Here is a 13,277-nt window from a genome sequence, read left to right on the forward strand (position 1 = left end):
GCCACCACGTGCAAGGATCCGGCCATGGCTCTGCACGAGGTCGTCGTCCTGGCCCTGGACACCGGGATCGCCTTCGAGACGGGCCTCCCGCACGCCTTCCTCGGCGGGGCCCAGGACGAGACGGGCCGGCCGCTCTACCGGGTGCGCACCGCGACGCCCGACGGCGGCCCGATCACCACCTCTGCCGGCTACCGGCTGCTGCCCGACGGGGACGCCGCCCTGCTGGACGGGGCCGACACGGTCGTCGTCCCCGGGGTCTCCGGGTGGCCGTGGCCGACCCCGGACGAGGTGCCCGCCGACCTGGTTGCCGTGCTGCGTGCGGCAGCGTCCCGGTCCCGGGTGGTGTCGATCTGCACCGGCGCGTTCGTGCTCGCCGCCGCGGGGCTCCTGGACGGCCGGACGGCGACCACGCACTGGATGCACGCCGAGCGCTTCGCCCGGCTGCACCCGCAGGTGCGCCTGGACCCCGATGTGCTCTTCGTCGACGACGGCGACGTGCTGACCAGCGCGGGGAACGCCGCCGGCATCGACCTGCTGCTGCACGTGGTGCGCCGCGACCACGGCAACGCAGTGGCCGCCGACGTGGCCCGCCGCCGGGTGGTGGCGCCCTGGCGGACCGGCGGGCAGTCCCAGTTCGTCGACCGCCCGGTGCCCGTCGAAGCCGGCTCGGGCACCTCGGCGACCCGGGAGTGGGCCCTGCACCGGCTCGACCGCGCGCTCACCCTCGACGACCTCGCCCGGCACGCCGGCACCAGCGTGCGCACCCTGACCCGGCACTTCCGGGAGGAGACCGGCCAGAGCCCGCTGCGGTGGCTCACCCAGCAGCGGGTGCACCGGGCCCGGCACCTGCTGGAGACCACCGACGTCAGCGTCGACCGGGTCGCCGAGCAGGCCGGGTTCGGCAGCGCGACGTCGCTGCGCCAGCACCTGCACGCCGCGATCGGGGTCTCCCCGCTCGCCTACCGCCGCACCTACCGGGGTGCGAGCAGCTGAGGATCAGTGCACGTGGTGGGCGTGCGCGTGCTCCTCGGCCGCCGCGTCCTCGACGTCCCGTGCGCCGCCGGGGCGGTCCTTGCGCCAGTCCAGGACGGCGATGACCAGCGCGGCGACCGCGCCCAGGACCGCCGTCCCCAGCGCGACACCGGCCGCGACCGGGTACTGCTGCCCGGAGCTGGACAGCACCACGTAGAACAGCCCCGGCAGGACCGCCGAACCCAGCGCGGCGCCGAAGCGCTGCATGGTCTGCAGCCCGCCGCCGGCCGCGCCGGCCATCCGGACCGGCACCTCGCGCAGGGTGAGGGTGATGTTCGGGCTGATCACGAACCCACCGCCCAGCCCGGCCAGCAGCAGGGTGGGGACGACGACCCAGCCCAGGATGTCGGTGGGCACCAGCCACACGACGACGGCGGTGGCGGCGAGCCCGGTGGAGACGACGCTGAGCCCGATGACGGTCAGCAGCCGGCCGAAGCGGGTGACCAGCCGGCCGGCGACGGCGGCGGAGACCGCGGCCCCGATGGCGAAGGGGACGACAGCCAGCCCGGACTCCAGCGGGGTCCAGCCCAGCCCGGTCTGGAAGAACAGCGCGAAGACCAGCCAGATGCCGCTGAACCCGATGAAGTACACGGTGCCCACGGCGACCCCGGAGGCGTACCCGCGGGTCTGGGTCAGCAGCCGCACGTCGAAGACCGGCTCCCGGTCGCGGGCGACCACCCGGCGCTCCCACCAGGCGAAGGCGGCCAGCGCCGCCGCGCCGAGGACGAACAGCCACCACAGCCGGGCGATGCCCCCGGACTCGGCCTGCACCAGGGGCAGCAGGACGAGGGTGGCGCCGACCCCGAGCAGCAGCACGCCGACGACGTCGATGTCGGTGCTGGTCCCCGAGGGCCGGCCCTTGGGCAGCAGCCGGGTGGCCAGCACGAACGCGACGACGCCGATGGGCACGTTGACGAAGAAGATCGCCCGCCAGCCGAGGTCCTCGCCGAACAGGCCGATGAGCAGACCGCCGACCACCGGCCCGATCGCGGTGGAGACGCCCACGGTGGCGCCGAAGAGCCCGAAGGCCTTGCCGCGCTCGGGCCCGCGGAACAGCTGCTGGATCAGCGCGGAGTTCTGCGGGGCCAGGAAGCCGGCGGCCACGCCCTGCACGAGGCGGGCGACGACGAGCATCAGCACGCTGGGTGCGGCCCCGGCCGCGGCGCTGGAGAGCACGAACACCACCAGGGCGACCAGGAAGATCCGTCGTCGGCCGAACGCGTCACCCAACCTGCCGGCGGGAACGAGCACGAGGCCGAAGGTCAGCGCGTAGCCCGAGACCACCCACTGCACCCCGGACGCCGTCGTGCCCAGGGCGTCCTGCATCGAGGGCAGCGCGACCGACACGATGCTGACGTCGAGCAGGGTCATGAAGCCGACGACGAGGGTGACCGAGAGGGCCTTCCAGCGGCGGGGGTCCGGCTCGTAGGGCGGGTCCTCCACCCGGGCCGGGGAGGGCTTCTCGTCCTGGGTGGTCACGGGGTCCCGTTGTACGCCACGTGCAGGTCCGCCGCCGGGGGTGTGAGCACCGACTCCCCCGCGTCCCGACGGTGCCGGGCGCCGGGCGTGGCAGAGTGGTGATCACCGACGCCGCCCCCCGCTCATCCGAGAGCAGGTGGACTCGACGTCGGCGCGAGGCTGCGCCACCGAGGCGCGCCGGCGACCCGACGTCCGACCGGACGGTGCGGCCCCTCCCTGTGGGCCCCGCCCTGGCGATCGACGGTGGCCACCTCACGGTGAGGACACCCCCTGTGACATCGAGCCAGACCCCCAACGACCGCCCCCGCCGTCGGGCCACCAGCCCGGCCGGTGCCGGTGGCGGTCGCCCCTCCCCCTCCTTCCGCTCCGGCTCCTCCGCGCCTGCGCAGCCGCTGGTCACCCGGCACGAGCCGGCCCAGCCCGAGGTCGCCGGCGCCCCCGGCACCGGCCGCCGTCGTCGTGGTGGCCGTGGTCGCGGCACCGGTGCCGACCAGACCGTCCAGGCCCAGACCCCCGTGGCCCCCGTGGCCGCCGAGGTCCCCAACCCGCGCGCGCAGCAGCCCGTCGTCCAGCCCCGGGTCGAGACGGTGCCCGCCGGTGCCGACGCGACCGTGCTGCCCACCGACACCACCTTCGCCGCGCTCGGCGTCCCCGCCCCGCTGGTCGAGGTGCTGACCGCCAGCGGGATCGCCTCGCCGTTCCCGATCCAGGTCGCCACGCTGCCCGACACCCTGGCCGGCAAGGACGTCCTCGGCCGCGGCCGCACGGGCTCGGGCAAGACGCTGGCCTTCTCCATCCCGCTGGTCGCCCGCCTCGCGGGCTCGGGCACCAAGCGCCAGCCGCGCAAGCCGCGCGCGCTGATCCTGGTGCCGACCCGTGAGCTGGCCAACCAGGTCTCGGCCGTGGTCGACCCGCTGGCCCGCGCGCTGGGCATGAAGACGACGACGATCTTCGGTGGCGTCGGGCAGAACCCGCAGGTGCAGGCCCTCTCCGGCGGCATCGACGTGCTCATCGCCTGCCCCGGCCGCCTGGAGGACCTCATCGGCCAGGGCCACTGCGACCTGTCCGCCGTCGAGGTCACCATCCTCGACGAGGCCGACCACATGGCCGACCTGGGCTTCCTGCCCGGCGTCAAGCGCCTGATGGACCGCACCCCGAAGGTCGGCCAGCGGATGCTGTTCTCGGCCACCCTGGACAACGGCGTCGACGTCCTGGTCAAGCGCTACCTCGACCACCCGAAGACGCACTCGGTCGACCCCGCGGTCGCCCCGGTCTCCACGATGACCCACCACGTGTTCCGGGTCGACACCCTGGACAAGAGCCAGGTCGTCAAGGAGCTCGCCTCCGGCCACGACCGGGTCGTGCTGTTCACCCGCACCAAGCACCAGGCCAAGAAGCTGGCCAAGCAGCTCACCGCCGGCGGCGTCCCCGCCGTCGACCTGCACGGCAACCTGAGCCAGAACGCCCGCGAGCGCAACCTCGAGGCCTTCACCAACGGCTCGACCCGGGTGCTCTGCGCCACCGACATCGCCGCCCGCGGCATCCACGTCGACGACGTCGCGATCGTCGTCCACGTCGACCCGCCGGCCGAGCACAAGGCCTACCTGCACCGCTCGGGCCGGACGGCGCGCGCCGGTGCCGGCGGCACCGTCGTCACCATCGCCACCCCCGACCAGGCCGGTGAGGTGCGGCTGCTGGCCCGCCAGGCCGGCATCACCCCCGAGGTCACCGCGGTCAAGCCCGGCGCCCGGGAGATCGTGGCGCTGACCGGCCCGGCCGCGCCCTACGTCGAGCCGGCCCCGGTCGTCGAGCAGCCCCAGGGCGGCGGCGGCGGTGGCAACGGCGGCCGACGTCGCAGCCCCGCCGGTGGCGGCGCCTCCGGCGGTGCCCGCTCCGGTGGTCGCTCCTCCGGTGGCAGCGGCGGCGGCTCCGGCCGCTCGTCGGGCCCGGCCCGCACCCGCGCCGAGCTCGCCGCCCGCGCCGGACAGCAGCCCGCCACCCGCTCGCGCCGCGGCGTCCGCTGACCTCGGTCAGACTGACCCGCACCCCCCACACCCAGCACCAGACCCCGAACGAGGCCCCATGCGTCTGCCCATCACCCCCGCCGAGATCGCACCCCGTGTCGCGACCGGTGCGTTCATCCTCAACTCCGGGCTCGGCAAGCGGAACGCCGACGCCGACACCGCGGCCGGCCTGCACGGCTTCGCCGCCGGCACCTACCCGTTCCTGTCGAAGGTCGCCCCGGCCACCTTCGCCAAGGGCCTGTCGACCGCCGAGATGGTCATCGGCGCCGCGCTGCTGACCCCCTTCGTGCCGACCGCCGTCGCCGGTGCCGCGCTGACCGCCTTCTCCGGTGGCCTGCTCGGGCTGTACCTGCGCACCCCGGGCATGACCAAGCCGGGCAAGTCGATCGCCCCCACCCAGGACGGGCTCCCGGTGTCCAAGGACGTCTGGATGCTCGGCATCGGGATCGGCCTGCTCACCCAGGCCGTCGTGGGTCGCCGCACCCGCTGACCCGCCGTCCGGCCGAGGGCCGTCGTCCCCACCCGGGGACGGCGGCCCTCCGCCGTGCGCGGGGGTGGCGGGCGCCGGGCAACCACGTCACGCTGTGTCCGACGTCGCTCGCCCGGGCGAGCCAGGTGGTGACCCGCCAGGGCCCCTCGGCGTGGGACGATGGAGACATCATGACGACATCCGGAGCTGCTGCTGTGCCCACGAACCAGACCACCGGCCGCCGACCCAAGGTCGTCATCATCGGTTCCGGATTCGGCGGGCTGTTCGCCGCCCAGCGGCTGCGCAAGGCCGACGTCGACGTGACGCTGGTGGCCAAGACCGGCCACCACCTCTTCCAGCCGCTGCTCTACCAGGTGGCCACCGGGATCATCAGCGAGGGCGAGATCGCCCCGCCGACCCGGGACATCCTGAAGAAGCAGGACAACGCCACCGTGATCCTCGGCGAGGTCGTCGACATCGACCTGGCCGAGAAGACCGTCACCTCGTGGCTGCTGGGCCGGGAGACGTCCCACTCCTACGACCACCTCATCGTGGCCGCCGGTGCCGGGCAGTCCTACTTCGGCAACAGCCAGTTCTCCCAGTACGCCCCCGGCATGAAGAGCGTGGACGACGCCCTCGAGCTGCGCGGCCGCATCCTGGGCGCCTTCGAGATGGCCGAGGTCGCCACCGACCCCGCCGAGATCGACCGGCTGCTGACCTTCGTCGTCGTCGGCGCCGGCCCCACCGGGGTGGAGATGGCCGGGCAGATCGCCGAGCTGGCCCGCCGCACCCTGAAGAGCAACTTCCGCAACATCGACCCGAAGACCGCCCGGGTCATCCTGATGGACGCCGCGCCCAAGGTGCTGCCGCCCTTCCACGAGAAGCTGCAGCGCAACGCGCACCGCCAGCTCAACCAGATCGGCGTGGAGGTGCAGCTGGGCGCCATGGTCACCGGGCTGGACGCCAACGGCCTGGACGTCAAGGACTCCGACGGCACCACCCGCCGGGTCGTCGCGGCGACCAAGATCTGGGCCGCCGGCGTGCAGGCCTCCCCGCTGGGTGCACTGCTCGCCCAGCAGAGCGACGTGACGATCGACCGCGCCGGCCGGGTCGAGGTGCAGAAGGACCTCACCATCCCGGGCCACCCCGAGGTCTTCGTCGTCGGCGACATGGCCAGCCTGGACAAGCTGCCCGGCGTCGCCCAGGTCGCCATCCAGGGCGGCCGCTTCGCCGCCGACCAGATCGCGGCGACCGTGGCGGGCAAGGCCGGCAAGAACGCCTTCACGTACCACGACAAGGGCTCGATGGCGACGATCAGCCGCTACCACGCCGTCGCCGACCTCGGGAAGCTCAAGGTCACCGGCTTCCTGGCCTGGATGATGTGGCTGCTGGTGCACCTGGTCTACATCGTCGGGTTCAAGAGCCGCGTGGTCACCACGTTCAGCTGGATCGTCTCCTTCCTGGGCAAGGGCCGCGCCCAGCGCGTCGCCACCCAGCAGCAGGTGTACGGCCGGCTCGCGCTGGAGAAGCTCGGCCCGGACTTCGAGGTCTCCCAGACCGGGGGGCTCGAGCAGGCCGACCCCGACGACGTGCAGGGCGCCCTCGACGTCGCCGACGGTGCACCGGTGGGCACCGACCGCTCCATCGCCTGACCTGCTCCAGCTCTACGGGCGGTCCTCCCCCACCGGGAGGGCCGCCCGTCGTCGTCTCAGTTCTGAGACACCCGACCCGTTGTGCACCACCGGTCGGACCGTCACGGTGGGTCTCCCGGGCGACGACGTCGTCGCCCCGCACCCCAGGAGCCGTGATGCCCACCCCCACCGACGACCGCCGCGACCTGCTCACCGTCATCGCGTACATGACCGCGGCCCCCGGCAAGGCCGACGAGCTGCGCAGCGCGCTGGAGGCCCTCATCGAGCCGACCAGCCAGGAGGACGGCTACGTCAACTACGACCTGCACGAGTCGGTCGAGGCGCCGGGGACGTTCTTCTTCTACGAGAACTGGGAGGGCGCCGAGCAGTTGGACGCGCACCTGGCCACCCCGCACCTGGTGCAGTTCGCCGGGCGGATCGAGGAGCTGCTGGACGCCGACGGCCTGACCATCAACCGGCTGCGGCGGATCGCCTGATGGCTCTCGACGTCCGTGTCATCGGGCCGGAGGAGCGCGACACCCGCACCGCGCAGACCCCGGGCCTGCAGCGGTTCGCGGCGATCTCGGCCGACCAGACCGGCTCGTCGGACATGTGGATGGGCTACGCCGTCCTCGAACCCGGCGGGAAGACCGGGGTGCACCACCACGGCCGGTCCGAGACCGCGATCTACGTGATCAGCGGTGTCACGCGCTGGTGGGTGGGCGAGGAGCTCGACGACGTCCGCGAGGCCCGAGCCGGCGACTTCGTGTTCATCCCGCCGGGCATCGTGCACTGGGAGCAGAACGCCAGCGACACCGAACCGGTGGAGATGATCGTGGCCCGCAGCACCCAGGAGGCCATCGTCGTCGCCGTCGAGGGACACCCGCACCGTCCCGAGCACGCCAGCTGAGCAGGAGCCTCCGGCCGGGTCCCGACGGGGCCCGGCCGGTGGCTACCGTGCCCGGGTGACCTCCCCGCGCACCCGTTCCCTCGTCACCGGCGCCTCCCGCGGCATCGGTGCGGCCATCGCCCATCGGCTCGCTGCGCGCGGCGACCGGGTGGCCGTGCACTACGGCAGCAGCGCCGACGCGGCCCGGGCGGTGCTGGACTCGCTGCCCGGCGACGGCCACGTGCTGGTCTGCGGCGACCTGGGCGTGCCCACCGACGTCGCGTCGATGGTGGCCGCGGCGGTCGAGGGCCTGGGCGGGGTCGACGTGCTGGTGAACAACGCCGCCGCGCACGACGCGCTGGTCATCGAGGACTCGGACTACGAGCAGTGGCAGTACTCCTGGAACCGGGTGCTGTCGGTCAACCTCACCGGGACGGCGAACGTCAGCTGGCAGGTCGTGCGGCACCTGCTCGACCGACCCGAGGGCCCGGACGGCGGCCGGATCGTCACCGTCGGCTCGCGCGGCGCCTTCCGCGGCGAGCCGCAGGCGATGGCCTACGGGGCGTCCAAGGCCGCGGTGCACTCCCTCACCCAGTCGCTGGCCCTGGCCCTGGGCCGCCACGGCATCGGCGTCTCCGCGGTGGCCCCGGGCTTCGTCGCCACGGACATGGCCACCGAGCTGCTGGCCGGTCCGGTCGGTGACGGCATCCGCGCGCAGAGCCCGTTCAACCGGGTGGGCGAGCCCCCGGAGGTCGCCGCCGCGGTGGAGTTCCTGACCGGGCCGGACGCGCTGTGGTGCAGCGGCGCCGTCCTCGACGTGAACGGCGCTTCCTACCTGCGGTGAGCGATCCACGGCTGCAGGTGGACGTGTCGGAGTGGGAGCTGGCCTGCTGCGGTGGGCCGCTCCGATCCGGGGACGTCGTGTCCTGGCGACTGCTCTTCATCGAGGACGCCGCGGCACCGGAGCAGCTCTGGACGGCGACCCCGGTCGGCGACGTCGGCCCCGAGCGGACCGCGCGCGTGCTGGACGGCAACGGGGTGCAGGTGGCCTGGACCGTCCGCGGCCGCGAGCTGCCCACCGGCATCGTCAGGCTCCGAGGGCGCTTCACGGCGACGTGGCACGGCGGCGACTGGACCGACGACCTGCCGCCGGTCCGCGGGCGCGTCGAACGCATCCAGCTCGTCCGGGAGCTCTTCGAGGAGACCCACGGCGCTGTTCCCGACGACCACTCCAGCACCTGGCACGCGGCCGGAGGTGGGCGGACGTTCATCGTCGTCCCGGGCGCGGAGGACCTGGCCGACGCCGAGATGGCCCCGGACCCCACGGACGAGCCTGACCTCGACCTGAGATCGGGTGCCTACCGGGAGCTCACCGGCTACCGGGTGGACCTGCAGCTGCTGGGCTGACCTGACGCAGGCTTCAGCCGCAGAGGCGGGCCAGCACGATCTCGGTGCCGTCGGGGCGGAACGTGCGCCATCGACGCCCGGGTGGTGCTCCGTCGTCGCGCTCCACCCGGAACCCGTGGTGCACCTTCGTGTGGTGCCGTTCGCACAGCAGCGCCGAGTTCTCCACGCTCGTGTCTCCACCGTCGCGGAGCCACTCGAGCAGGTGGTGGACGTCGCACCAGTGCGTGGGGGCGTGACAGCCGGCGAAGACGCAGTGCCCGTCCCTGGCTTCGACGGCCTTGCGGATGTGCGGGGGGACGACCCGCTTGGTGCGGCCGACGTCCAGGGGGAGCCCGTCGGGGCCCATGACGATGCGGGTGACCGCGGAGTCGCAGGCGATCCAGCGGGCCCTGGCCGCGCTGATGGTGGCGCCGAAGCCGGTGGTGGCGGTGTCGTGGCCGGTGCTCGGGTCCACCAGGTCCTGGAGGTCGATGGTGACCGCGACCTGGGGCTTGACCGTGCGCAGGAACGGGGCGCTCCCAGCGGCCAGGGTGTTGTCGGCCCACTGCACCAACGCGTCAGCCTGCTGCTGGGCCCTGTTCCGCATGTCCCCCAGGGGCCGGTCGGCCTGGACCATCGACTCGATCACCGCCTGCACCTTCTCGAACCCCACGGCGTCGAGGTCGAAGCGGCCCGACCCTGACCCGTTGGCGTGCCGGGTCATCGTGAACCGGCGCTCCTCCGTGGGGTCCGGCTCGGGACCGTCGGGGTCCAGCGCGTTGCGGAAGGCGCTCACCGCGGTCGCCAGCTTCGCGTGCGGCAGCGTCCGAGCGACCTCGGTCCACGCCTCGTCGAAGACGTCGAGGTCGACGTCCTGCTCGGCGGCCGCAGCGATGTCACACGGCCGCAGCGCGTCGGCGACCACCCCGACCTGGGCGGCGGTGACCGCGCCCTCGGCGAACGCGGCCTCCAGCCGCGGCAGGTGCTCCAGCACCCGACCGGTCTTCACCACCGCAGCGGCTGCTCCGCCCGAGAAGTGGTGGTGCCCGCGCAGGTGGGACTGCATCGTCCTCAGCCCGTCGTGCTCGGCAGCACCGACCACGTCGGCGTGCCGCACGGTGCGAGTCAGCTCCGCGCTCAGCCGGTTGATCGACTGCACCAGCTCCGCCGTCCGGTCCAGCAGCTGGCCGTCCACCAACCCGTGCAGGTCGTCGGCCGCGAGGGCGTCGACAGCTGAACGCAGTTCGCTCACAGCACCCCCCAGGACGTTCGATCAGGTGTTCGAAGTTTACCGCGGCGGCGACTGTCCGACAACCCGAAAGCGCAGCTCAGAGCACCAGTTCGCCGTCCCGCACGACCGTCCGCCCGCCGGCCAGCACCAGCGACCGACGAGGCGCTCGGACCAGGGCGTCGGGGACGTTCTCGGCGTCCAGCAGCACCACGTCGGCCCGTGCACCGGGGACCAGGTCGTGGACGTCCCGGTGCACGAACCGGGCACCGCCCGACGTGGCGAGCTCGACGGCGGCGGTGAGGTCGCCGTCGGTGCGCAAGCCGTGCAGCCGGGCGAAGTCCAGCGCCACGCGCAGCAGGTCGCCGTCCCCGAACGGGGACCAGAGGTCGCGGATGCCGTCGGTGCCCAGCCCGAGACCGACCCCGCGCGGCCGCATCCCCGCCCAGGGCAGCGGGGCCGAGCGGACCGGCGCCACCGTCGTCCACGCGACGTCCAGCTCGGCGAGCTCGTCCAGCAGCCGCTCCTGGCGGGCGGTCGGCAGCTCCCCGAGGGCGAACCCGTGCGAGACCGTGACCCGCCCCTGCAGGCCGGCGTGCCGGACGCGGTCGAGCAGCAGGTCGTAGGTGAAGCCGCCGAGCTCGCCGCCGTCGTGCACGTGCAGGTCCAGCCCCACACCGCGCCGGACGGCGATGTCGACCAGACCGTCGAGCTGGGCGACCGGGTCACGGTCGATGGACGCCGGGTCGAGCCCGCCGATGCTGGCGACGCCGTCCGCAGCGGCCCGGTCCAGGAGCTCCAGCACCCCGGGACGACGCACGACGCCGTCCTGGGGGAAGGCCACGAGCTCCACCTCGACGGCCCCGTCGAGCGCGGCCGCAGCCTCCCGGACCACCTCGATGCCGCGCAGTCCGACACCGAGGTCGACGTCGACGTGGGTGCGGACGGCCGTGGTGCCGTGCCGCAGCAGCTCGCGCAGCACCGCGACGGTCGAGTCCACGCTCGGGATGCCCAGCGCGTCGCGCTCGGCCCGCTCGTGGGCGATCCGACCCTGGGTCGTCGCCTCGCCGCCGTAGGAGACCCAGGGTCGTCCCCACCAGCTCTTGTCGACGTGGGCGTGTGCGTTGACGAAGCCGGGCAGGGCGAGCAGCCCGGCGCCGTCGATGCGGTCGTCGGCCTGCGCGCCGCTGCCGGCCGGGACGACGGCCTCGATGCGGCCGTCGGTGACCAGCAGGTCGACCGGGGCGGCTCCCCAGGGACGGACGTCGGACAGGACCAGGTCGGTCACCGCGCTCAGCGCTTCTGCCGGCGGCTGCCGCCGTGCCAGTCCTCGGTCGCGCCGACCTCGCCGGGCTCCACGCCGAAGCTGCGCAGCTGGGGGCGCTCGCGCAGGCTCCGCTTGAGCTCGGTGAAGCCGCCGAAGGACGCCAGCCCGATGACGTGGTCCCAGAGCGCCACGGCGTCCTCGGGGTCGGGCAGTCGGCTGATCACCGGGCCGAAGAAGGCGAGCCCCTCGGGCGGGCGGAACTGCAGGATCGGCGTGCCGACGTCCTTGCCGGTCAGGGCGAGCGCCTCGTCGGTCTCGGCCTGGATGCGCGCGTCGAGGGAGGTGTCCTCGAGGGCGTCGGCGAGTGCGGCGTCCCAGCCGAGTCCCTCCAGCACGGGGACGACGAAGTCCGTCGTACCGCGCCGGTCGTGGCCGGGGGTCCCGCCCTCGACCGGGGCTGCGTCGTGGATGCCGTGGCCGAGTGCGGTGTAGAGACGGCCGACAGCGTCGTCCCCGTGTTCGTCGCGGACCCGGGCGGCCACCCGCAGCAGCCGCAGGCCGGCGGTGTGGCCTGCCTCGTACTCCGGCGGGAAGTGGGCGTCGTAGTCGACGTGGGCGTTGAGCAGCCGCAGGGAGATGAAGCGCCACTCGACCTCGTACTCCCGCTGCCGGGCCACCTCCTCCACCCACCGGCTGGTCAGCCAGGCGAAGGGACAGACCGGGTCGAACCAGAAGCGCAGATCAGCCATGGCCCGAGTCTGCCCGCCCTCCCTCGTACGGGGGGCTCACGGATCGTCACCGTCCGTTCCCGCATCTCCATCCCATCGGGCGACGCGCTTCACCGGGCCCCGGACGGCATCGTCTCGTTCTACTAGGTGTAGTCGTCAGATGACCGTGAGTGGAGGTGTGCCCGATGTCCGTATCCCGACGTGGGGTCCGCCTCTCCCGGTTCGCCGGGCGCGCGCTCACCGTGGCCGGCCTGGGTGCCGGGCTGTGGCTGGCCGGTCAGGCGACCGCGTCGGCGCAGGCCGAGCAGCCCTCGCTGCTGTCGAGCGTGACCGCCCCGGTCGCCGACGTGGTGACGGCGGTGACCACCCCGGTGGCCCCGGTCGTCTCCCAGGTCGCCGCGCCGGTAGCTACTCCCGTCGCCCAGGTCGTCGCCCCGGTGGCCCAGGTCGTGGCGCCCGTCGTGGCCCCGGTCGTGCAGGTCGCCGCGCCCGTGGTGGCGCCGGTCGTGCAGGTCGCGGCACCCGTCGTGCAGGCCGTCGCCCCCGTGGTGGCACCCGTCGTCGAAGTCGCCGCCCCGGTGGTGGACCCGCTGGTGGAGAGCCTGTCGCCGGTCACGGACGCTCTCGCGCCGGTGACCGACGTGATCGCTCCGGTCGTCACTCCCCTGGCTCCCGTGACGGACCCGCTGACCCCCGTCATCGACCTGCCCTCCGCTGCCTCCATCGCGTCGACTTCTCTCGTCGCAGCACCCGACGCCTCCCTCGCGGCCTCGGCCCCGGTCACCCCGGCTCCGACCACGACACCGCACAGAGGTGCCGTGGTCGAGCTGACCGACGCTGCGGACACGTCGGTCGAGCGCTCCGTGGGTGTCGCGGTGCAGGCTGCGACCCAGACCATGCACGCGCCCGTCGCGCCGGTCTCCCCCACCTCCTCCCCGGCTGCCCCGGTCTCCCCGGCGGCTCCCATGAGTGCCTCCACCGGTTCCGTCGGTGGCCCCACCCAGCACGACCAGACGGCCGCGGACCTCTCCGCCGCCGTGGCGGCCGCCGACGCCGCGGGCCTCACCGCGACCGCCGACACCGCCCGCGACGCCGCGGGCAACACCGCGTACGACCCCTCCTTCTCCCCCGACTGACCCGGGCG

At 73.9% G+C, this 13,277-nt stretch carries 13 protein-coding genes; 9 read left to right on the top strand and 4 right to left on the bottom strand.

Translation table 11 applies throughout. The features are described 5' to 3' along the window. The first annotated feature begins 24 nt into the window (after positions 1 to 24). Positions 25 to 993 (top strand): helix-turn-helix domain-containing protein, encoded by a 969-nt coding sequence (locus F1C76_02595; protein QNG35641.1) that lies wholly within the window; start codon positions 25 to 27, stop codon positions 991 to 993. A gap of 3 nt (positions 994 to 996) precedes the next feature. On the opposite strand, the gene F1C76_02600 is transcribed toward F1C76_02595, so the two are convergent. Further along, on the bottom strand, positions 997 to 2,403 hold the full coding sequence (locus F1C76_02600; GenBank protein QNG38955.1) for an MFS transporter: 1,407 nt from the start codon (positions 2,401 to 2,403) through the stop codon (positions 997 to 999). A gap of 719 nt (positions 2,404 to 3,122) precedes the next feature. On the opposite strand from F1C76_02600, the gene F1C76_02605 reads away from it, so the two are divergent. The 7 genes from F1C76_02605 (at position 3,123) to F1C76_02635 (ending at position 8,931) form a co-directional block, all read left to right on the top strand. Further along, complete coding sequence (locus F1C76_02605) at positions 3,123 to 4,535, top strand: DEAD/DEAH box helicase (GenBank protein QNG38956.1); 1,413 nt, start codon at positions 3,123 to 3,125, stop codon at positions 4,533 to 4,535. 58 nt (positions 4,536 to 4,593) lie between these two features. Further along, positions 4,594 to 5,025 carry a hypothetical protein gene (locus F1C76_02610; protein ID QNG35642.1) on the top strand — a complete coding sequence of 144 codons (432 nt, stop codon included), beginning with the start codon at positions 4,594 to 4,596 and terminating at the stop codon, positions 5,023 to 5,025. A 170-nt stretch (positions 5,026 to 5,195) separates the two neighbouring features. Next, positions 5,196 to 6,656: an NAD(P)/FAD-dependent oxidoreductase gene (locus tag F1C76_02615; GenBank protein QNG35643.1), complete on the top strand. Its 1,461-nt coding sequence runs from the start codon at positions 5,196 to 5,198 to the stop codon at positions 6,654 to 6,656. A 155-nt stretch (positions 6,657 to 6,811) separates the two neighbouring features. After that, positions 6,812 to 7,132, top strand: a complete 321-nt coding sequence (locus F1C76_02620) for an antibiotic biosynthesis monooxygenase (GenBank protein ID QNG35644.1) — start codon at positions 6,812 to 6,814, stop codon at positions 7,130 to 7,132. Then, positions 7,132 to 7,545, top strand: a complete 414-nt coding sequence (locus tag F1C76_02625; protein QNG35645.1) for a cupin domain-containing protein — start codon at positions 7,132 to 7,134, stop codon at positions 7,543 to 7,545. The genes F1C76_02620 and F1C76_02625 overlap by 1 nt, the downstream gene beginning before the upstream one ends. Before the next feature lie 55 nt (positions 7,546 to 7,600). After that, on the top strand, positions 7,601 to 8,368 hold the full coding sequence (locus F1C76_02630; GenBank protein QNG35646.1) for an SDR family oxidoreductase: 768 nt from the start codon (positions 7,601 to 7,603) through the stop codon (positions 8,366 to 8,368). Beyond that, on the top strand, positions 8,365 to 8,931 hold the full coding sequence (locus F1C76_02635) for a hypothetical protein (protein QNG35647.1): 567 nt from the start codon (positions 8,365 to 8,367) through the stop codon (positions 8,929 to 8,931). The genes F1C76_02630 and F1C76_02635 overlap by 4 nt, the downstream gene beginning before the upstream one ends. A 13-nt stretch (positions 8,932 to 8,944) precedes the next feature. Here the strand turns inward: F1C76_02635 and F1C76_02640 are convergent, their stop codons facing one another. From F1C76_02640 to F1C76_02650, 3 genes are all read right to left on the bottom strand, one after another. Beyond that, on the bottom strand, positions 8,945 to 10,162 hold the full coding sequence (locus F1C76_02640) for a DUF222 domain-containing protein (GenBank protein QNG35648.1): 1,218 nt from the start codon (positions 10,160 to 10,162) through the stop codon (positions 8,945 to 8,947). A 76-nt stretch (positions 10,163 to 10,238) separates the two neighbouring features. Beyond that, positions 10,239 to 11,426: an amidohydrolase family protein gene (locus F1C76_02645; GenBank protein ID QNG35649.1), complete on the bottom strand. Its 1,188-nt coding sequence runs from the start codon at positions 11,424 to 11,426 to the stop codon at positions 10,239 to 10,241. A gap of 5 nt (positions 11,427 to 11,431) precedes the next feature. Beyond that, a complete protein-coding gene (locus tag F1C76_02650) occupies positions 11,432 to 12,154 on the bottom strand; it encodes a hypothetical protein (GenBank protein QNG35650.1) in 723 nt (240 codons plus the stop codon). A gap of 164 nt (positions 12,155 to 12,318) precedes the next feature. On the opposite strand from F1C76_02650, the gene F1C76_02655 reads away from it, so the two are divergent. After that, a complete protein-coding gene (locus tag F1C76_02655; protein ID QNG35651.1) occupies positions 12,319 to 13,269 on the top strand; it encodes a hypothetical protein in 951 nt (316 codons plus the stop codon). Positions 13,270 to 13,277 lie beyond the last annotated feature (8 nt).

The organism is Geodermatophilaceae bacterium NBWT11 (assembly GCA_014218215.1).
GTDB lineage: Bacteria > Actinomycetota > Actinomycetes > Mycobacteriales > Geodermatophilaceae > Klenkia.